Source organism: Kitasatospora sp. NPDC001527 (assembly GCF_040298605.1).
Lineage (GTDB): Bacteria > Actinomycetota > Actinomycetes > Streptomycetales > Streptomycetaceae > Kitasatospora.
In genome coordinates this window covers 47,820-67,598 of record NZ_JBEPAM010000035.1, presented here as the reverse complement: position 1 = coordinate 67,598, position 19,779 = coordinate 47,820, and the positions used below count along the sequence as shown (strand labels likewise).

At 71.3% G+C, this 19,779-nt stretch carries 17 protein-coding genes; 3 read left to right on the top strand and 14 right to left on the bottom strand.

Translation table 11 applies throughout. From position 1 onward, the window contains the following. Positions 1-281: 281 nt before the first annotated feature. Together ABT238_RS26865 and ABT238_RS26860 are read right to left on the bottom strand one after the other, a co-directional pair. Positions 282-1,241, bottom strand: coding sequence for an NAD(P)H-quinone oxidoreductase (locus tag ABT238_RS26865; protein WP_350794400.1), 960 nt, complete (start codon positions 1,239-1,241; stop codon positions 282-284). A gap of 100 nt (positions 1,242-1,341) precedes the next feature. After that, positions 1,342-1,965, bottom strand: coding sequence for a TetR/AcrR family transcriptional regulator (locus ABT238_RS26860; RefSeq protein ID WP_350794393.1), 624 nt, complete (start codon positions 1,963-1,965; stop codon positions 1,342-1,344). A 90-nt stretch (positions 1,966-2,055) separates the two neighbouring features. On the opposite strand from ABT238_RS26860, the gene ABT238_RS26855 reads away from it, so the two are divergent. Next, entirely contained in the window at positions 2,056-3,315 is a 1,260-nt protein-coding gene (locus ABT238_RS26855; RefSeq protein ID WP_350794385.1) for an NADH:flavin oxidoreductase/NADH oxidase family protein, read from the top strand. Positions 3,316-3,749: 434 nt separating this feature from the next. Here the strand turns inward: ABT238_RS26855 and ABT238_RS26850 are convergent, their stop codons facing one another. From ABT238_RS26850 to ABT238_RS26810, 9 genes are all read right to left on the bottom strand, one after another. Further along, the gene (locus tag ABT238_RS26850) at positions 3,750-4,700 is read right to left on the bottom strand and encodes a hypothetical protein (protein WP_350794377.1); all 951 of its coding nucleotides are present in this window, start codon (positions 4,698-4,700) and stop codon (positions 3,750-3,752) included. A gap of 873 nt (positions 4,701-5,573) precedes the next feature. Further along, positions 5,574-7,025, bottom strand: a complete 1,452-nt coding sequence (locus tag ABT238_RS26845) for a hypothetical protein (protein ID WP_350794371.1) — start codon at positions 7,023-7,025, stop codon at positions 5,574-5,576. Between the two features lie 59 nt (positions 7,026-7,084). Beyond that, positions 7,085-8,017, bottom strand: coding sequence for a hypothetical protein (locus tag ABT238_RS26840; RefSeq protein WP_350794368.1), 933 nt, complete (start codon positions 8,015-8,017; stop codon positions 7,085-7,087). Between the two features lie 744 nt (positions 8,018-8,761). Then, positions 8,762-9,241, bottom strand: a complete 480-nt coding sequence (locus ABT238_RS26835; RefSeq protein ID WP_350794360.1) for a hypothetical protein — start codon at positions 9,239-9,241, stop codon at positions 8,762-8,764. A gap of 267 nt (positions 9,242-9,508) precedes the next feature. Further along, on the bottom strand, positions 9,509-10,651 hold the full coding sequence (locus ABT238_RS26830; RefSeq protein WP_350794354.1) for a ParB/RepB/Spo0J family partition protein: 1,143 nt from the start codon (positions 10,649-10,651) through the stop codon (positions 9,509-9,511). After that, positions 10,648-11,847, bottom strand: coding sequence for a ParA family protein (locus ABT238_RS26825; RefSeq protein WP_502891466.1), 1,200 nt, complete (start codon positions 11,845-11,847; stop codon positions 10,648-10,650). Before ABT238_RS26825 ends, ABT238_RS26830 begins: the two co-directional genes overlap by 4 nt. A gap of 200 nt (positions 11,848-12,047) precedes the next feature. Further along, positions 12,048-12,482: an HAD family hydrolase gene (locus ABT238_RS26820; RefSeq protein ID WP_350794338.1), complete on the bottom strand. Its 435-nt coding sequence runs from the start codon at positions 12,480-12,482 to the stop codon at positions 12,048-12,050. Positions 12,483-12,510: 28 nt separating this feature from the next. Continuing rightward, positions 12,511-13,056 (bottom strand): hypothetical protein, encoded by a 546-nt coding sequence (locus tag ABT238_RS26815; RefSeq protein WP_350794332.1) that lies wholly within the window; start codon positions 13,054-13,056, stop codon positions 12,511-12,513. A gap of 108 nt (positions 13,057-13,164) precedes the next feature. Further along, complete coding sequence (locus ABT238_RS26810) at positions 13,165-13,908, bottom strand: hypothetical protein (RefSeq protein ID WP_350794326.1); 744 nt, start codon at positions 13,906-13,908, stop codon at positions 13,165-13,167. A gap of 493 nt (positions 13,909-14,401) precedes the next feature. Here ABT238_RS26810 and ABT238_RS26805 point away from each other — a divergent pair, with 493 nt between their 5' ends. Further along, a complete protein-coding gene (locus ABT238_RS26805) occupies positions 14,402-15,145 on the top strand; it encodes a hypothetical protein (RefSeq protein WP_350794319.1) in 744 nt (247 codons plus the stop codon). A gap of 5 nt (positions 15,146-15,150) precedes the next feature. Next, a complete protein-coding gene (locus ABT238_RS26800; RefSeq protein WP_502891465.1) occupies positions 15,151-15,678 on the top strand; it encodes a hypothetical protein in 528 nt (175 codons plus the stop codon). Here ABT238_RS26800 and ABT238_RS26795 read toward each other — a convergent pair. Genes ABT238_RS26795 through ABT238_RS26785 form a run of 3 tightly spaced genes read right to left on the bottom strand, consistent with a single transcriptional unit; the run spans position 15,662 to position 19,766 of the window. Further along, entirely contained in the window at positions 15,662-16,183 is a 522-nt protein-coding gene (locus tag ABT238_RS26795; protein ID WP_350794314.1) for a DUF6262 family protein, read from the bottom strand. The genes ABT238_RS26800 and ABT238_RS26795 overlap by 17 nt on opposite strands. Then, positions 16,180-18,666, bottom strand: coding sequence for a tyrosine-type recombinase/integrase (locus tag ABT238_RS26790; RefSeq protein WP_350794309.1), 2,487 nt, complete (start codon positions 18,664-18,666; stop codon positions 16,180-16,182). Before ABT238_RS26790 ends, ABT238_RS26795 begins: the two co-directional genes overlap by 4 nt. After that, complete coding sequence (locus ABT238_RS26785) at positions 18,663-19,766, bottom strand: tyrosine-type recombinase/integrase (protein WP_350794303.1); 1,104 nt, start codon at positions 19,764-19,766, stop codon at positions 18,663-18,665. Before ABT238_RS26785 ends, ABT238_RS26790 begins: the two co-directional genes overlap by 4 nt. Positions 19,767-19,779: the final 13 nt, after the last annotated feature.

Sequence of the window (19,779 nt, the reverse complement as noted above, 5' to 3'; positions counted from 1 at the left end):
GGCGCGGCAGCCCCGGCTCGGCCCCGTGGACGGGAAGCAGCCTGCGGCCGGGGTCCACGATGTCGGTGGTCTCCGCCACGACGAGGTGGCGGCCCTCCGCCTCGGGCAGGGAGGCCGCCGTAAGGTGCGCGTACGCGGCCTCGCGGACGTCCACGACGGCCCGGGCGATGCGGGGTGCGCCGAAGCGGGCCCCGCCACTGGCCGTCTGCCCGGCGATGGCGAAGCTCTCGCTGGTGGGGTCGGGGGTGAGCGAGGGGCCGGTGTCGGTGGAGTTCCTTCGCTCAGTCGTTGACGAGGATGATCTTGCCGGTGTGTCCGCCCGCCTCCATGAGGCGGTGCGCCTCGGCGGCGTCGGCGAGCGGGAGGGCGCGGTCGACGACGAGCTTGACGGTCCCGTCCTCGATCATCGGCCAGACCCGTTCGCGCACCTCGGCGATGATCGCGGCCTTGTCGGCGGCGGGGCGGGTGCGCAGGGTGGTGCCGTGGACGGAGGCGCGCTTGAAGACCAGCTCGGCGAGGTTGAGCGGGGCCTCCAGGCCGTCCTGCAGGCCGATGACGACCAGGCGCCCGTCCGCTGCGAGGGAGCTGATGTTGCGCTGGAGGTACTGGCCGCCGATGACGTCGAGGATGACGTCGTAGGGTGCGTGCTCGGCGAAGTCCTCGGTGCGGTAGTCGACGGTGACGTCGGCGCCCAGCTCCCGGGCGCGGGCGGCCTTCTCCGGGCCGCCGACGGTGGTGACGACGCGGGCTCCGAGGGCCTTGGCGATCTGGATGGCGGCGGTGCCGATGCCGCCGGCGCCGCCGTGGACGAGGAGGCTCTCGCCGTGATCCAGGCGAGCGGTCATGACGAGGTTGGACCACACCGTGGCGACGGCCTCGGGCAGGGCCGCCGCCTCGACGAGGCTGAGGCCCTTGGGGACGGGCAGGAGCTGGCCTGCGGGAACGGCGACCTTCTGGGCGTAGCCGCCGCCGGTGAGCAGGGCGCAGACCTCGTCGCCGATCTTCCAGCCGGTGACGCCTTCGCCGATGGCGCTGATGCGCCCCGACGCCTCCAGCCCGGGGTAGGGGGACGTGCCGGGGGCGAGGGGGTACAGGCCCCAGCGCTGCATGATGTCGGCCCGGTTGAGGGCGGTGGCGGCCACGTCGATGACGACTTCGCCCGCCGCAGGGGTCGGGTCCTCGACCTCGGTCCACTCCAGGACCTCAGGGCCGCCGAATTCCTTGATCGTCATTGCCTTCATGGTGCAAGTCCGTTCGCATGAGCCAAGAAATGTTTGCACTGCACACATTAGGCTCACTAAGTGTGCAGTGTCAACATCTACCCGCCTGGCTCGGCCGCCGCTAGGCGTCGACCTGCTCGGCCGTCGCGGTCTTCGGCTGGGGCTGCGCAGGAGTCGCGGTCAGCAGTGCCTGGACGGCGGCTCGGACCTGGGCCGACACCGCCCCGGGGGTGGAGGTGTCCAGCTTCCCGTCCAGGTGCAGGAAGGCCAGGCCGTGGACGACGGCCCACACGGCGGTGGACAGGGCCTCGGGGTCGGAGCCGGCGAAGACGCCGTGGACGATGCCGCGGACGTATTCCCAGATGGCGGCGGTCGCCGCGACCCGCTCCTCGCTCGTCGGATCACAGGGCTCGGCGAACATCACCCGGAACAACGCCGGACGCTCCAGGGCGAACCGGACATAGGCGACCGCGACCTCGGCGAGGTCCTCGGGCGTGCGCGGTGACGGGTGCGCCGCCGCCAGGTGGTCGGCGAGCTCGGCGTAGCCCTCGGCCGCGACCGCCGAGACGAGCGCGTCGCGGTCTGCGTAGTGGCGGTAGGGAGCGGTTGCCGACACCCCCGCCCGTCGAGCCACGGCCCGCAGGGACAGCCCGGCACTCCCGTCCTCCTCCAGGAGTTCCCGGGCGGCGCGCAGGCATGCGGCGCGCAGATCGCCGTGGTGGTACGAGGCACTCACTTGCGGCATGGGTCACTCTCTCCAATGTTTGCGCCGCCTACATTATTGGCTTAATGTAAGCGATGTACACATCCTAGTCGATGGAAGAGGAAGAATCAGATGGCCAGCGAACTGTTCACGCCGCTGCCCCTGGGCTCCGGGGCGGTGCTGCCCAACCGGATCGCGAAGGCGGCCATGGAGGAGAACATGGCCGGCACCGGCCAGCTCCCGGACCAGCAGCTGATCGGCCTGTACCGGCGCTGGGCCGCCGGCGGCACCGGGCTGCTGATCACCGGCAACGTCATGGTCCACGCCGAGGCCCTGACCGGCCCCGCAGGTGTCGTCCTGGACGAGGCCGCGCCCCTGGAACCCTTCGCCGAGTGGGCGAAGGCCGGCAAGTCCGCCGGCGGGGCGATCTGGATGCAGATCAACCACCCCGGCCGCCAGGTCGCCTCCGACATGCCCGGCGTCGTCTGGGGACCGTCCGACCTCGGCGTCGACCTGGGCAAGCACAGCGGCCGCTTCGGCCGACCGAGCGCCATGACCGCCCAGCAGATCGAGGCCACCGTCAAGCGCTTCGCCGTCACGGCCGCGCGCGCCGAACAGGCCGGCTTCGACGGGGTGGAGATCCACGCCGCACACGGCTACCTGCTGTCGCAGTTCCTGTCACCGCTGGTCAACAAGCGCACCGACGCCTGGGGCGGCTCCCTGGAGAACCGGGCCAGGATGCTCCTGGACACCGTCCGCGCCGTCCGCGCCGCGGTCTCCCCGTCATTCACCGTCGCCGTGAAGCTCAACTCCGCCGACTTCCAGCGCGGCGGCTTCGACGCCGACGACGCACGCCAGGTGATCGAGTGGCTGTCCCTGCTCGACGTCGACCTGGTCGAACTCTCCGGCGGCAGCTACGAGAGCCCCGCCATGACCGGCCGAGCCACCGACACCCGCACGCAGGCCCGCGAGGCGTACTTCCTGGAGCTGGCCAAGGACCTGGTCACCACCAGCCCCGTCCCGCTGATGCTCACCGGCGGCATCACCCGGCGCACCACCGCCGAACAGGTCCTCGCCAGCGGCGTCGCACTCGTCGGCATGGGCACCGCCCTCGCCGTCACCCCCGACCTCCCCAACCACTGGCTCAACGGCCGCGAGGCCGACCGCCAGATGCGACCGGTCACCTGGAAGGACAAGCCCCTCGCCTCAGCCGCCAGCATGGCCCAGGTCCGCCGCCAACTGCGCCGCATCGCCCGCGGCAGCAGGCCCAGGCCCGGCATCCACCCGGCGATCGCCCTGCTCGGGGAGCAGCGTCAGCAGCGCCAGGCCCTGCGCCGCTATCGTGCGTGGCTGCCCACGCGCCTAAAGGCCGCAGGCCACCGACACCCGTAGCAGCCGGCACGCATCCTGGTCTCCGCTGTCCGGCGTCAGGGGCCCAAGATGCATGCGTATGTGCCTTTCCGGCCGAAGCTGCCATGACGGATTTCAATCCGCGTCGGCGGGTCTGATGGCTTCGACGGGGTCAATGAGCATCAACGTGATGTCACCAGGAGCGGGCGGACAACTTCCCAGCATCGCGTCCTGGATTATGAGGAGTCGCCCCTACAGCCGGTGAAAAGCAGGGGCTACTCGTCAAAGGCACTGGGCCCGCTGAGCCAGACCGTTCGACACGCGGCCGAGGATGACGGCCAAGGCGCAGGAGAAGCCCAAGACCCGGCGCCGGTGACAAGGGGGTCGTCGGCACACGCCGACAGCCTCTGCTTCGTCGCCCTTCACGTGCGGGGCGGGAGCCGGCCGCCCAGCCTGTGGGGTACGGGAATGCGCCCTCAGTTGCAGGGCCGATCAATCGCGGTGGCGAGATCGCGAGCGTACGCGTCGAGTTGTTCGGCGATCGGCCGTAGTTCCCAGGCGCGGCCGCAGCGGCGCTGGTAGCGAGTCTCCGTCAAGGATTGCAGGAGCGGGCTGCGGGCGGGAAGCGCAGCGGCGCGTGCCCGGTGAACGACGTAGGCCTGGTGGGAGTGGCTCTGGGTGATGTCCGTCCAGATCAGGACGGCGGCGGTATCGCGGCGCACGGCGTCGTCGAAGCGCCGCCCGGTGCGCTCGGGCAGGTTCTCGCTCAGGCGGCGCCAGTCGGCCTCGGAGAGAGACCAGGTAACAAGGGCCTGGCGGCGGCGGTGGTAGTCGACCAGGCATGTCTGCGCATCAAGGTGGTCGGCCAGCTTCTGGAGGCCGGCTTCCAACGCGTCAAGGGCGTCAGCGTCGGCGAGGCGGCGGCGGGCGTTGCCCATCGCCCACGCCGCCGTGCCGAACGGCACGCCAAGGCGTTCGGCGCAGTCCTGCACCGATCCGCCAGCGATCATCTTGACCAGGTGGACGGGCACGGCACGCCGCAGGGCCTCGTGTGTACCGGCGGGCGCATCGAAGTAGTGGAGCCACTCCTCGGGGAGGTACTGCGGGATGTGATGCCAGGTGAAGGCGCCGTGATGGCTGGGCGGGATCGGCGGTTGGGGCTTTCGCGGCTTCGGCCGGGGCCGTGGAAGGGAGTCGGCTTCCCGGATCAACCGGCTCAACAGGCGGACGGCCTCCCGGACATGGTCCCCCTGCGGGAAGTTCTCCCAGGGGACTTCGTCCAGCAGGAATCTGTCCTTGGCCTCGGGCCGGACCGCAGCCGCCACCGCGCGCACGTCGAACGGCCCGTCCGCGAACGAGGACAGCTCCGCCCCGTTCACCAAGGCCCGGCACATCGCGTACGTCGGGTCAGTCCGCCAGTCGCTCATGCCCTGTCTTCCGCCGTCGAGTCCGATCGGAGCAGATCATGCCCGAAGGGACCGACATCGAATGGCGAGGCACTTCCCGGACACTGTTCGGGAACGCGGTGCTTCCCCCGAACAAGCCGCGCGAACGCGTGATCGTCAGGCTCACCTGTTCGCAGCTGGACGTTAAATGACAAGCTGAGCGCCCGCCACCGAAGCTGGCGGCCGACAACGGGATCAGAGCGGGGCCTTCGGGACTGAAGCCCCGCCCCGCCGGTCCCGGTCCTGGTCCCCTACGGAGTCCGCGATATCCAGGTCCGCCACCTCACGCCTGACCAGCCCGGGCCCTGGTCAACGAGCCCGACCCGACGGCCTGAGGCGGGCTTGGCGAAAGCACCGGACCACCGCCCGCAGAGGGCATGATCCCCTCATGGGTGACAACGCGACCGCCCCGTGGGTGTACGACCGGGTGACGAAGTGGTGGGTCGACCTCTCCCAGGGCACCGCCGGCCTGGAACCCGGCGAGGCGGGCGGCCGGTACGTGTGCCGGGCCTGCCGGGAGAACCTGATCCTGCGCAGCGTCAAGCCCGGCGCCGTGAACAGGCCCGCACTTCTCCCACCAGCGCGGCACGGACTGCTCCGCCGCGTCGGCGGTGCACGAGCAGCTGGAGCTGGACGACCGGATCGTCATCGAGTTCCAGCAGCGGATCACCCGGGCGTGGCCCGGCGCGCACTGCGTGCTGGAGTTCCCCGGCGGCCTGGACGACGGCGGTGGCGCCGAGGGGCCCCCTGGGGGTGCTTCCGCCGGCGGTCGTGGTCCGCGGCGGGACGGCCGGCCGGGACGTGTCGGTGGTGGAGCGGCCCCGGTGCGCCGGGGCCGCAGAACGGGCGGGCCACTCACCAGTTGGGGTCGAGGCGCAGTACGGCTTCCTCGTCCGCCATCCAGAGGTCGAACTCGGCCTGAGTCGTGAAGACGGGCCTGCCGCCGACCGCGCGGGTCAGCTCGGCAAGGGACGTGAGCGCTCCGGCAGGGTCGCCCGACGCCAGTTCCAGGTCTACGTCCGAGAGTTGAGGCAGGATGACGGCACCCGCGGGCGTCGCCCGGACGCCGTCCAGCGTGCCGAGGGCGGTGCCGAGAAGTCCCGCGGTCGCGGCCGCGGTGAGGAGTTCGCGCTCCAGGAGGTCGACGCCGACGGCCAGGGCGCCTCTGTCTGAAGCGCCGCCGCTCTCGTCGCCGCTGTCCGCGCGGGCCGCGACCAGGGCGCCCTGGAGTCCCTGGACGATCAACACGGCGACGGCCTGGCCGACGAGCCCTCCGACCAGCGCCCCGACGACGGGAACGGGCAGGACCGCCTGCACCGCCGCGCCGCAGCCCCAGCTGAGGGCGGTGGTCAGGGTCGCCTCGCAGCTGCGTTCGGCGAACCCCGCCGCGTCGATCCGCCCGCGGGCGAGGTCCAGTCCAGCCTCCGCGACGGCGTACGCCGCGCCGACGGTCGCGGAGGCAAGTTCCCCGCCGCCGAGAACCGCCGGGAGGCGGCCGGCCGTGGCGGCGGTGCGTACCAGCGAGCTCAGGGAGGCCGCACTTCCCGAGCGGACCGCGGCCCGGGCGGCAGCGGCCGAGGCGGTGAGCGCCGCGCAGGCCGCAGAGATCTCGCCGGCGCGGAAGCGGGCGGCCTGCGTCGCGGCACTCGTGACGGCGCCGATCAGGCCGCCGACCGTGGCCGCCGCGGCTCCGGCGGCGGCCGCCTCGCCGCCCACCGCCCGGGCGGTCTGGCCTCGGGCCCAGCCAGCGGGGTCACGGGCAGCGCGGTGGGCGTCTGCGAGGTCGACCGGGGTGCTGCGCACGCCGCCGTGGTCGAGGCGGTCCGTCAGGTGAGCGCGGGCGTCCGCGAAGTCCGCGTACCGCACGCCGCCGGAGTCCATGGCCAGCCGGCGGTCCAGCAGATCCTCGACAGCCGCGGCCCGGTCGGCAGCCACCAGCCGCGTCATCCCCGCGTAGTCCGGCCGGGACAGCTGGGCGGCGGTGCCGGCGACGCGATCCATCAGCTTGGCCTGCACCTCGCCGACAACCGCCCCGCCGACGACGAACTGCAGATCGGCTGCGGCCGTCGGCGAACCGCCGACCGCCCACTCGGTGACCCTGGCCCGGACCGCGGAGCCGGCCATGATGGCCCGCCGGTTGAAGGACAGCTCGTGCATCACCTCGAAGAGGTGGCCCGCGCGCTGGGCGTTGCCGATGTTCACGTAGCGCTCGGCCAGTCGGCGCACCGTCTCTTGCGTCCGTAGCGTCTCGGCGGTCGCCGCCGCCCACCGCCGAGTGGCCGCGTCGGCGAGGGCCCAGGCTGCCAAGTCTGCGCCGTTCGGGATCGCCCGGCGCCACACCTGGCCAGGCTCCGGGCGCTCGGGACTCACGCCGCGGTGTCCATCGCCCGCAGCCGGGCCTCGGTATCGGCCACGACCCGCCTCGACTGCTCGGTCAGCCGTCCGTCCGCGTCGGTGATCGGGCAGCTCATCACCATGGCGGCGAGGGCTGCCAGGTCCACCATCGCCGCGACCTCGGCCCGCTGGTGGGCGTCGTACAGGGCGTAGTCGTCGCACCCCTCGACCAGAGCGGTGAAGGAAGGCAGCCGGCGCAGCAGCGCGAACCGCAGGTCCCGCAGGACGCGCCGCATGTCCATGCTGCGCTCGTGTACCTCGGAGGCGGCCTCCTCTGCCTCGGCCATATCCGCCTCGGCCTGGTCCAGCTCCTGTGCCGCTTCCTGCTGGCCGCGCCTGAGCCGGCGGCTCTGCCACTCCCCGACGGCGGCCAGTGAGAGGACCACCGGGGCCGCGACGACCAGGGTCAGCGCCGTCGTCCCGGCCGCCACCCCGCCGCCGCCGGCGGCCAGCGAGCCGCCGCCCAGCCAGGCGAGCGTGGCACTGGTGGCCGCCGCTCCGGACAGGCCCGAGATCGCTGTGCCGGTGGAGGCAGTGGCGAAGGCGCCCACGGTGAGGAAGGTTCCCATCCCGACGCTGTAGCCGGTGGCCGCGCCGCCGGCCAGCGCGCCGGCGAGAGCCTTCACTGCGCCCTCGCGCAGCAGCCTGAGCTCGACATTCACCTCGCCGCCCGCCGTCCGCGCCGGGATCGCGGCGAGCTCGGCCAGCTCCACCCGTTTGAGGCGCCGAAGGGAGTCACAGAAGGGGACGAGGGCGTCGTCGTAGAGCCGCTGGCGCGCCTCCTGTTGGCCGGTGTTCTCCGCGGCGGCCCGCTGGTCGAGTTCCTCCTTGCAGTCGCGCAGGCGCGCGTAGCGGCGCCTGTTCGTCTTCGCAAGCCTGGCGGCCTCGACGATCGCGATGGCCACGTTCCCCCCTCTGGCACTTGGTCTGCGGTGCCCGGTCCGCAAATCGTAGTGCCCCGGCGGACACCGTTCGGACCGTCCCCTGGACGGCGGGGTGCCGCGCGGGGCCGCCGCGCGTCCTTTCAGCGGCGGCCGCCTCGGATAGTCGGTGGCGGCTGTCATGATGGCTGATCATGAACGACACCGCTCAGCGCCTACGCCAGAGCCGCGGCAGCGGCTGTTCGGGCCACTAGCGGTTACTACTCCGGCGGTGCTCTGCCGTTGGATGACGATGATTACGGCGCCTGGTGCGCGCGATCGCCGGTGACGAGCAGGAGTAGTCGGACGAGGCCCTGCCTGACTCCCCCACCGGAAAGGTCGCCGGTGGCGCGGTCCTCGGCGATGTGCCGCACAGCGTGCCGGTGCTTCCGCTGGACAACGTGTTCTAGACCGAGGAGCTCGCCGAATGGGCCACCTTATTTGGAGCCCGAGTTCGCCGGCGTGGCGGTGGCGGCCGGTACCGCGCCTGGTACCTGCAGCAGAGTTCATCTGCGGAGATAGCCTGGCCGGCGAGGGCGTCAGCCACGCCGCCGACGCGGCCACCAGCCTGCCCGCCTCGCTCACCGGACCCATCCGGGAGGGCGGGATCGAGGCCCTCGTGCACGTCCTCTACGAGGCCTCGCCCGTCATCACCCGCGTCGAGGTGGTGGAGGACGCGACCTGGCTCCTGGGTCACCGACGACAGTACTCGTCCCCTGACGTCGTGTTTCATTCCGAGGGGGAGAACACCGGTGTCCCGTCGGCGCGGAAGCCCTCCACGCGGAATCCCAGGACCTTTCCGAATACCATCAACGGATCACTGGGGTCGTTGCCACCAATCATGTCGAACCCGATGACTGCGGCGCCGACCCGAACCGAGCGCACGGGGACCGGCAAGGCGGTCGGCCACAGCGGCGGATCGGCCCGCGCGCCCTCCCTGAGCACTTGGCGAAACGGCCCGGTGGTACCCCGCAGGCTCTTCCCTTCCACCCGGACCTCGTCCGCCGACACTCGGCCGCCCTGCTGGACGGCGGCGCGCAGGATGTCGCGGGCGCGAGGTGGCAGCCGGTCGTAGTAGGCGCGCGCTCGTTCCGGGGTCCAGTGGCCGTCCGGGATGGCGGACACCGCGGTGCCGGGAGCGGCGGCGATGGCGAGCAGGTGCTCCAGCACTTCGGAGGTCGGATTCGTGACCGAGATCGTGATCGTCATGTCCGTACTCATGGTCCGCACTGTTCCACACTACGGCGTTTTAACACAAAAGACGTCAGTAAACGTTTGATAGACATTCGGCTCAACCGGCCGGACCCCGGTCAGGCGCAGCAACTCATCGGCATCGGGGCGGAGTTGAGTGAGGGATCGTCGTCCCCTCTTCCTGGAGGGACGGCAGCGGCCCAGGGGCGGCACGAGCGCCGAACGCGTGCGGCGCCCGGCGGGTGTGCCGGGCGCCGCACGCGGAACGCATGAAGGTATCGCGGATCAGGCTGGCTGCGGCTCGGTATGGCGCCTCAGAAGCTCCAGCAGCTCGGAGGCGACCTGGACTGCCTGGCGGTGGCCCATCGCGTCAAGGATGGTCTGCGCGCTCGTCCGGGGGTCGGACGGCAGGAGACGGACCGTGACCGCCGGCGTCTCGTCGGCGCTGCTCTCCCGCTGGTCCGGCACGCTCGCCGTACAAACGGTGTCTACCTCTTCGGTCGGGGCTGTCGGACCGTCCGCCGGGGTTCCGATGGAAGCCGGAGGGTAAACGGCGTTTACCTCACGAGCCTCCCCGCTCTCGCTCCCGCCACCGCTCGGCGAGGCGCTCTCGGACGATCCCGCCCGGCCGTCGGCCGGCGTGCGGGCCACACTCGTGGCCTTGGCTGCCGTCTTCGCCGCCTGCCTGTCGGCTGCGGCCTTCTTCGCCGCCTCCGCTCGCTCGGACTGTTCGGCAGCGGTCAGCTTCCCCGCCCGCGCCTCGGCTCCGATCCGGCGGGCGTCCGCGATGGCCAGTTCGCCGCTGCTCGCCTGTTCCTGAAGCTCAGTGGTCAGGTGAAGCAGAGCCAGTCGCTGTCCCACCCAGACCTTCGACTTGCCGAGCTTCCTCGCGACCGCGGCCTGATTCCCGTCGTACACGGTCTTCAGGAGCTGCTCGATCGCCTGGGCTTCTTCCAGCGGCGACACGTCCTCACGATGGGCGTTCGCGATCAGGGCGGCCTCGACCATGTCCGACGCGGTCGAGATCAGGTCGTCGTGGAGGTCCACCCGCAGGGATTCGAGGCCGGCCCGCTGCGCGGCGAGGAGGCGCCGGTTCCCGTCGAGCGCGACGAAGTCCGCGTCACCGATCGCCTCGGCCTGACCCGGGTGAGCGTCGAGGAAGGCCCCCCGGCTGACGACCGTGATGGGAACGATCTGCTGCCGGCCAAGGCTGTCGGCGAGCTCGGCGATCGACTCGTCATCGATGGTCCGCCGCGGGTTGAGCGGGTTGAAGACGATCGCCGAGACGGGAGCGGACGAAGCGCGCCGCACCCTTCCCGTCGCGTCGAGCGCCTCACTGCGGGCCAGCACCTCTCCCCCGCGCGCGCCGCCCTGGGCCAGCGCCCCGAAGGATCCGCCTCCGCCCTGGAGCTTCTTGGCGATGCTCATGCGAGCCTCCGTCGGATCTCACGCATGCGCTGGGCCTGGGTCGCGGTGGGTGCGTACATGAGCAAGGGCTGCTTGAGGTGGACGGCCTCGCGCTGCTCCTTCAGATCGGGGACGATCGAGAGCACGGGGGGTGTCCCGAGGGACTTCCACTTCTCGAGGGAGTGGGTGGCGACATAGCCCTTCCTCCTGTCGTATTTATTGACGACGAGGCCGAGCCGGTCGATGCCCACCTCGTAGTCGAGGCTGACGGTACGGATCTGGCTGTCGAGCATGGCGTAGGCGTCCGCGGAGGAGTCCTCGGCTTCCACGGGGATGAGGACGCCGGAGGCCCCGGCCGACTCGTTCTTCCGACGGTGGCCGTAGTAGAGGCCGGCGTCCATCGCCAGGCCGAGGTTCGGGGGAGCGTCGATGACGATGACGTCGAAGTGCTCCTCGAGCGGCGCGAGGGCCCGCTGGAGGCTGGTCTCCCGGGGGCCACGGACGGAACCGAGGCGGGAGTCGAGCAGGAAGGCGTCGAAGCTGGAAGGAAGCAGGCTCAGGCGCCCGTCGAAGTGGTCCGGCTCGATCGCGACGACCTGGTCGAGCAGGGAACCGGCGACCCGGTCGCGGTCGACCATGTGCGTCACCAGGCTCTCCTCTCCCGGCGAGACCTGCTTGACCCCGAGCTGCGAGGTCAGGTGACCCTGCGGGTCGTAGTCGACAAGGAGGGTACGCAGCCCCGGCAGCGCGGGCAGCTTGGAGGCACCAGTGGTGGCGGGCAGGCCCAGCGCTATGGCCTGGCCCACACCTGCGGCGACGGTGGTCTTGCCGACGCCGCCCTTCTGATTGCAGACGACGATCCGGCGCGTGTAGCGCGGGATCGTCAGCTCGGACAGCGCGACGACGTGGGAGTCGATCCACACGCGCAGGGCTTGGGCGAGGCCCTGGACGAAGGAGATGTCCCGGGCGACGCAGTCTGCCTTGAAGTCCTCGTACAGGCCGGCGGGCAGCCAGGTGTTCCAGCTCTCGGCACCGGAGGTGTCGATGACGGGGTTGTCGCCTGCGGGGCGGGCGCGCCACTGCTCGACCGCTTGGGCGACGGCGTCCTGCATGTCGATGCCGAGCTGGGCGGCCCGGGTCTTGAGTTCCTGACGGAGGGACACAGGAAGCTTCGACGCCACCTTTTCCCGATCGCCTCCGGAGTTTTGAGATGCCATGGCGTCACCATAGTGGCGCCGAGGTCATTTCGGCACATCCGGGTCCGGCGTGTTCCCTGCTTCTCCCCGCCAAGGAGTAAACGGCGTTTACCTGAGGCCTCGCCGACCGGCCCACAGCATGGGTGTCCTGACAAACAGAAAAGGGCGCGTCTTCCCCGGCGTCGATACTGAGGAAGACTCGCCCTTCGCCACGTTAGGTATCAGGCTGGGACTGTCACGCGGTCAAGGCCGATCGCGCGACCGACGAGGGCCAGGGTGACAGTCCAGTCGCCCGCGTGATGGACAGCGCGGTCGTCCACGTAGCAGGCCGCGCCGAGCTTGGTGCTGGTCACGAGCACCGGTCCGCGGGTGGTCCAATACGCCCTGCCCTCGGAGGGGTCGACGAAGGCTTCCAGCCCGGAATACCAGGTGACCCAGTCCGCGATCTCAGGCAGCCAGCGCTCGGGGCGGGCGGTGAAAACGAAGACGGCGCGCTGCCGGGCGACGGTGCGCAGCGCGTCGATGGCGCCGGGCTGGGGCAGGCCGATGCGGCCGCCCTGCCATCCCTGGTCGATGGCGAGGGTGCCGTCCAGGTCGAAACCGACGGCCTGCGAGGCGGGGCTGTCCGGGCTAGGGGCGATGACGGTGCGGTGCATGCGGTCCTCCATCGGATGCCGGGCGGGTCTACAGGAAGGTGAGCTGGTTCTCGTCCGGGGTGAGGGCGTCCTCGGTGCGCGCCTGGGCGCGGGCGTCGTCGTGGGCGTCGTCGGTTCGATCGCAGACCAGGCGGCCGTCGGGAAGCTCGCCCCATTCGCGGCTGCCGACGGCGTCGTCGGCCGCGGCCTCGGGGGAGTCGTAGTGGGGGATGAACTCGTCCTCGACGACGTCGCCACACACCGAGCACTTGGCGGTCCAGCACAGCGACGGCGCCGCGATACCGGCGCCCGAGCGGGCCGCGCCCTCGCGGCGCCAGGCGTAGCCGTGGTGGAGGACCAGGGGGTGGGTGGCGGGCTGGAGGGGGGAGCCGTCGTCGAGGTCGGCGGCCACCGCGTTGTGTTCGGCGGCGGCCATCAGCGCGGTGACGAGGTCGGGCATCGGCAGCAGGGTGTCGGGGCCGGTGAGCCACAGTTCCCAGGCCTGCTCCGGGGAGCCGGGGCGCAGCCTGTCGGCGGGGTCGGTGGTGAAGAGGCCTCGGCGGGCGGCCGGGGTGAGGGCGGGGGTGGTGGTCATGTCGGGGTGTCTCCTTCGACGGGTCGGCCCCGGCTCGCTGGGGTGCGGGCCGGGGCCGGGGTGGTGGCGAGTGGTCGGGTGGGGCGGGTGGCGGCGGGCTGCGGTCGGCTACAGCAGGCCGGCGGCGTGGGCCTCGGCCTCCTGGTCGATGTCCTCGTCCTCGTTGTCCTCGTCGGCCTGGTCGTCGGCGGTGGCCGGGCCGCGGAGTTCGGCGATGGCGAGGTCCCGGCCGATGGCCTGCCACGGGTCGCCGTCCTCCTCGCCGTTGGCGGGCTGCGCCGTGTCGGCGGCGGGGGCGTCCAGGAGTACGGCGAGGTCGCCGATGGTGTGGATCTGCACCGGCTGCTCGCCATCCCGGATGACCAGGTAGGTGCGGCTGTTGTAGCCGTCGCGGTCGGTCGGGCGGGGGACGGCCAGCAGGCGCGCGGTGGGCGTGATCTCGCACGTCGCGCTGCCGTCCGGCTCGCCGCTCCAGTTCTCGGCCTTGGTGAGGGCGCCGTGGCTGTAGTCGAGGCGGGCCGCGCCGGAGGCGGCGCGGTGCGCGGCGTCGGCGCGGGCGTCGGCGGCCAGCTGCTCGCGGGTCGGCGCCGGGGCCGCCTGGCGGGCCGGGGTGTGGTGCTCGGCGCCGAGGCGGCGGCGCAGCGGGGTGAGGGCCTTGTGGGCGTGGTGGTCGGTGAGGACGGCGGCGAGGGTGCCGGTGGCGAGGGCGAGGGTGATGCGGATTTCCGTCGGGCGGGTGGTGAGGGTGCGGTAGGTGGTGAGGCCGGCTGCGGCGCCGGCGGTGACGGTGGCGATGCTGTCGGCGGTGTCGAGGGCGGTGCGGGCCAGGCGGGTGCGCAGGGTGTCGGTCACGGTGCCTCCGAGCGGGGAGCGGGGTGGGTGCCGGCCGGGCGGCCGCGCCGCGCACCACGGCGCCCCGCCCGCCCGGGCCTGGCTGGCACGGGGGCGGGGTGCGGTGGTGGGCAGCGTCAGTGCCCGGTGCGGTGGTGGCGGATCTCGTCCCAGCCCTCACGGGGGAGAAGGTCGCGGGCGTCGCGGGCCATCCGGTGCTGGTAGCGCAGGACGTCCTCGGGCACTCGCGCCTGGGCGGCGCGCCGCGCGTTGCGCGCGAGGCAGTCCGGGAGTTCTCAGGTGGTCGCCGATCCTGAGGCGGACTCCTAATCGGGTCCTCGCAGCTCAGTGGCTATGACCGAGCAAGGTATGCAGTGCAGCAGGTGTGGCGCAAGGGATGCTGGCTGGCTTCACTCGTCCGTGGTCGTCGGCCGTGTCCGGGGGCCGAACCAGGCGAAGGTGGCCGGTCCGAAATTCGAGTGTCCCGGTGGTGGGGCCGTGCGAGCATCGGCGGGTGATCAACGATGAGGAGCTGTTTGCCGCCGACCTGATCGGGAGGCGACTGCTGAAAGTGACCACGGCTTGGCATCACTACGCGGACGACGATCCGTCGTTGCTGCACCTGTGGCTTCACTTGGAGGGGCTGGGCCCGGTCCTGTTCCACACGCCCTCAACAGGCTTGTCTCTGCGGGTCGACCAGCCGCACGGACCGTACTCGATGGAGGAGTACGGAAGCGTCTCCGTGGTCGACGATTCGCCGGATGTTCCGGTGACCCGGTTTGTCGGACAGCCGATCCGCTCGGTCTGGGAGATCGACTACAACGACGGCCGGGTCGGCTTCGCGGCCGGCCTCACGCTCCGGTTCCCCGGCGGCAGCGTCCGCCTGCTCGGTCTCGTGGACGACCTCCTCATCGCCCACGATCAGGACTTGGGCGCTGTCGAGGCCCATCTGCACGAGGATGTGACCCTCGCGCGGGTGGTGCAGACCTCCGGAGGCTGCCCGTCGCAGTGGGACGCTTGGACGACCAGGGGCCAGTACCTGTACTTGCGGTACCGGCACGGCAAGGGGACTGTCGAGCAGCATCCGAGCGAGGACGTCGACACCTGGGATGGCGAGGAGTCGAGGCTCTGGACGAGCTGGGACGACGGAACCAACGACGGCTGGATCGAACTCGCCGAGTTCCTCGCCACGGCCGGCCTGCAGCTGACCCCGGACGCCGAGGTCCACACCACACCGCCGATCGACCCGAAGGTCTGAGGACGTTGGTCACCCACCCCAGCCGTGACTACGCGATCACCGCGATGTACTCCGTGCCCGACGACGCCTGGTACCTGGAACTGGACCTCGTCCGGGAGCAACGGGCCGTGGTGACCGCGGTGATCCCCGACGAGGACCCGGCGCGCGAGCCGACGGTGTGCTTCGATCCCCAAGGACGGCACCTGGACATCCCGTACGAGGTCATGCGCTGGTTCATGGACCAGGTCGCGGATGAGATCCGGACGTCCCGCGCCTGGATGCGGCTGCGGCCCGAGCTGGTGGAGGTCATCCACCGCTTGCGCCAGGAGTATCTGGGCGCCATCGACGACGCCGACTTTCCCGACGTCCTCGCGGAGCTACACGTCGCTGTCCCCGAGGCCGATCTCCCCGCCGTTCTTGCGGCCGCATTCGGGCTGCATCCCGATGGCACCCCCATGGATGGCGTGCAGGCGTTCCAGCTCGTCACCGCGGGGGAGGTGGGAAGTGATCACTGTCCCACCTCCCCCGCTGCCGAGGTCAGTGGCTCGTGTTGAGCCGACTGATCAGCTGCCTGTTGGCAGCTCGGGCGGCCTGGAGTTCTTCGTTGCGCTCTTCCAGTTGACCGGCAAGATTGACCGCTTGCTGTTCGAGGATGGTGATGCGTCGCTTGAGCTGGTCGACGTCGTCCGGTCCGCCGAGTCCGGAGTCTCTCCACGCCTGCTCGCCGAGGAGCTCGGAGAGCTTGCCCTCCAGGGTCCGGATCCTTGCGGTGAGACGGCCAGCGCGTTCTTGGGCGTTGGCCAGGTCGGCTTGGAGTGAGGCGCGGGTGACGAGGGGGCCTGTGCTGTCGGTCCTCGGCTCGGAATCGGCGGCGTGGACCTGGGCGAGCAGATCCTTGTGGCGGTAGAGGTAGGCACGGTCGACGCCGGCCTGACGGGCGATGCCGGAGACGGTGATGGGTGTGCCGGCTTTGACGGCGGCGGCGACAGCCTTGATGACGCGCTGGCGCCGCCGGGCCGAGTCGGCGCGGCGGCCGTCGGCCATGGATGTGGTGGTCACGGGGTCCTGTCCGGTCGGAAGTCGACGAGTGGCTGGCGGACGGCTGGCAGGCCAAGGTGGACGACGTTGTTGCGAGCGCGTCGCACCACGGCGGTGGCCTGCTCGATCTCGGTGCGCTCTTGTTCGGAGAGCTCGCTGACGGAGTCCTTCACCCGGCCGATCAGGCGGCGGACCCGGCGGATCTCCTCGTCGGAGGGCATCGCCTCGGCCTTCGCCCACGCGTCGGCGTCGATCACGGCAGCCAGGCGCTCGCGGTTGCGCAGGAGGTCGGCGAGGTATGCCTCCAGGTCAGGCAGGTAGGACACATCGGTGCTGAAATGGCCGCAGCCCACGCAGCGGAAACGGACCGGGCAGTCGTGGCCGCCTGCGGCGACGTTGGACGGTTCGCTGCACAGCCCGTACGGGACGGCGACCTCGCCCACGGCCCGGCGCAGGCGCTCGGTGTCCAGCAAGGCCTTGACGGTGCGCCAGACCCGGTTGCCGTGACGGTCGAACTGCATCGCGGTGACCCGTTCAACGGCCTCGCGGCGCCGCTGCTCGCCGACCCGGTAGTACTGCTGGGTGGTGACGGCTTCGTCGTGGTCCATGAGCTGCTGCAGGACGTCCGGGGGAACGCCGGCGTCGGCGTGGCGCTGGGCGTAGGTATGGCGGTAGGCATAGAGGAAGATCTTGCTCTTGTCGAAGGCCAGCAGGTGGGTGACAGGCTGCCCGTCGACTTCGACCTTGGTCGGCACCCTCAGCTGCGGCAGGCTCTCGACCCACGCCCGGTGAAGTGCCTGCAGGCGCGCGACGCTGATGGGGCGGGTCCCGTCCAGGCAGCGGTAGGACGTCGGCAGGAGCTTGAGGCGACCGGTCGGTGTGTCCGGGTACTTGGCGCGCAGGCGGTCCTGTTGGGCAGTGATCAGCCCGGCGGTTGCCTCGGCAATCGGCAGGCGCCGCCCGTAGCGGTGGGACTTGAAGTTGTCGTAGACCAGCACCGGCTTACCCGCCCCGTCGCGCTCCAGGCAGTCGAAGGCCAGCCGGCAGATCTCCACCGGGCGGCGCCCGGTGTCGATGACCAGCTCGACAGCAAGCCGGATCTCGCGCTCGTGGCCCTGCTCCAGCCACGGCAGGTGCGCGCACAGGGCCTGCATGACCTCGACCGGCAAGTCTCGCCCGACTTCGTCCTCGTCCGGGACGGCCGGGACGTCGTCCACACCGAGGGCGAAGTCGTCCGCGAGCCCGTGCAGGAGTCGGCCCGGGCGAGTGAGGCTCATCGCCCTCATCCGCGTCAGCATCCTGCGCAGGTCGACGCAGTGCTCCCGCCGGGTCTTGAGAGTGACCGTCCCCTGCTGTTCGAGGTAGGCCATGCGGTTCAGGTAAGCGACGATGTCGTCGCGCCCCAGCAGCGTGAGGTGCTCGCCCCGGTCGGGGCGCTGCAGTCTCAGGCTCTCCGACAGACGGTTCAGGGCGCGGATGTGGGACTGGACAGCGGTACCGACACTGCTGCCGCGGCGGCGCGGCATGTCGTCCAGCGCCCACTGCTTGGCTGCCTCGCGCAGCCAGGGCTGGCTGATCTTGGTGAAGTAGAGCCAACCGGTCTGCCCGAAGGCCAACAGGTCCCAGACGTCCTTGCGGCGCTCGCTCTCCGGGGTCATTCGAGCTCGTTCGCAGTCCCGGACGATCGTGGTGCGCAGCTGGCGGTTCAGGCCGTGCAGACCATCGACGACCAGGTCCTCGACCGCGGCGACCTGACGCTCGCGCAGAAGGTCGCAAAACGGACGGAGCTTGTAGTAGCAGGTGCGGGCGCCGTCGCGGACTCGCTGTTGGAGGCCGAGAACGACCTCCGCGACCACCCGCTCCGGCAGTCCCCGCAGGTTGACCTCCCGGCCCACGTCGATGGGCGGAGCGGTGTGCCGCCAGCGTTCCTCGTCGACGGTGCCGTGAAGTCGGCGCAGGGCTCGCAGCCGGGACAGGTGGGCCTCGCAGTACGGCGCGACCTCGCTGGAGCGCTGGCGCAGGCACGCGGCGGTCCCGCAGCGCCCGATGGCCGGCAGCGGAGCCGTGGTGGGGTGGGCGAGGAAGTCCTCCATGGACAACTTGAGGACGGTGATGCGCCGGTGATGGTGGGCGGTGCACAGCTGGATGGCGGAGGTCCGCCAGGGGCGCGGGCAGTCCGGCACGATGCACTCGCCGATTCCCCAGTGGCGCCCGGGCCTGACTTCGGCGGTCGCCAGGTACTCCTCGATGGGCAGGTTGCTGCGCTGCCAACGCGGTCTGCAGCCCGAGCACAAGCCGCAGGAGTAGGTGGTGGCCCGGCCGCATCCGGGGTGGATGCAGACGGGGACACCCATCTGAGGGTGATCCTTGGGAAAGTGGAGCACTCGGACGTCGGCGTCCCAGCCCAGCAGCTCCAGGAACTCCTGCTCGACCGCCGCCCACAACGCGGTGACGATCGGATCACCGCTCCCGACGCCGGTCCGGGTCGGCAGAGCGGCGGTCACCGGGTGCCCTCTGCGGTCAGCTCGCGCGGGCTGGCGACCCGTTCGACCGCTTCCCGCAGGCGGGTGGGTGCCGGGTGCAGGTACGGCTGGGCAGAGGCGGGATGGTTCTGGCCAAGCAAGGCCTGGATCTCATCGAGCGTGCCGCCGGCGTCGGCGACGTTGCTCGCGAACCCGTGCCGCATCCGGTGCGGCGCGACCGGCCCTTCCAGACCGGCCCGGGCGGCCAGAGCTTCGATGAGGTCGCCGATCGCGTCCGGGGTGACCGGTGATCCCAGCGGCGCGCGGAACAGGTTCACCAGCAGGAAGTCGCTGCCGCCGGCCCCGAGCCGCTCGTGGCGTTCGGCGACGTACTGGTCGAAGGCCTGCACCACCAGGAAGTCCAGCGGCTGAACCCACCGGCGCCGCGACTTCGACCACGCCCCGTTCGAGTTCTCCCGGCGCACCACGTGCAAGTGGGCTCCCTCCGACGTGCAGCCCAGCGCCCGCGAGTCGATCAGGAGGTGGCAGTCTTCCCTGCGCAGCCCCGCGACCTGACCGCGGCGCAGCCCTACGCGGGAGAGCAGCAGCACGATCAGGCGGTCCCGGGCATTGCGGCACTCCCGGAACATCGCCACCACCTGCTCATCGCTGGTGCGGTCAACCGCCGACACAGGCTCCTGGAGTCGATGCCGGGCCTTCAGCCGGTAAGCCAACCCGGTCCCTTCGCCCCGCGCCTCCTGCGGCAAGCCTCGGGTGTCGGCGAGCTCGTAGAGCACGCCCAGCACCCATTTCGGCGCCGCGCCGTCGCGGATCGCGTGGGTGAGAAACCCCCGGACGCCGGTCAGGATCCGGTTGACCCGGCGCTCGCCTCGCACCGGCTCGGCTCCCGGCCCCATCCGCACCGTGCCGATGGTGCCGTCCGGCTCGATCGGGGTGTACTGCAGCCACACCATGAACAAGCCCAGGTCCTGTGCCGCCTCCGGCCACTGCCGCCCGGTCCGCACACACCAGGTGAGGTACAGGGCGGCATCACCGGCGTAGCCCTTGGTCGTTAGCTCCGCCCGGTTCTGCCCGAAACGCAGATGGCGAAGCCAACGGTCGGCCGGATGTACAACCTCCAAGCGGTCATCGACA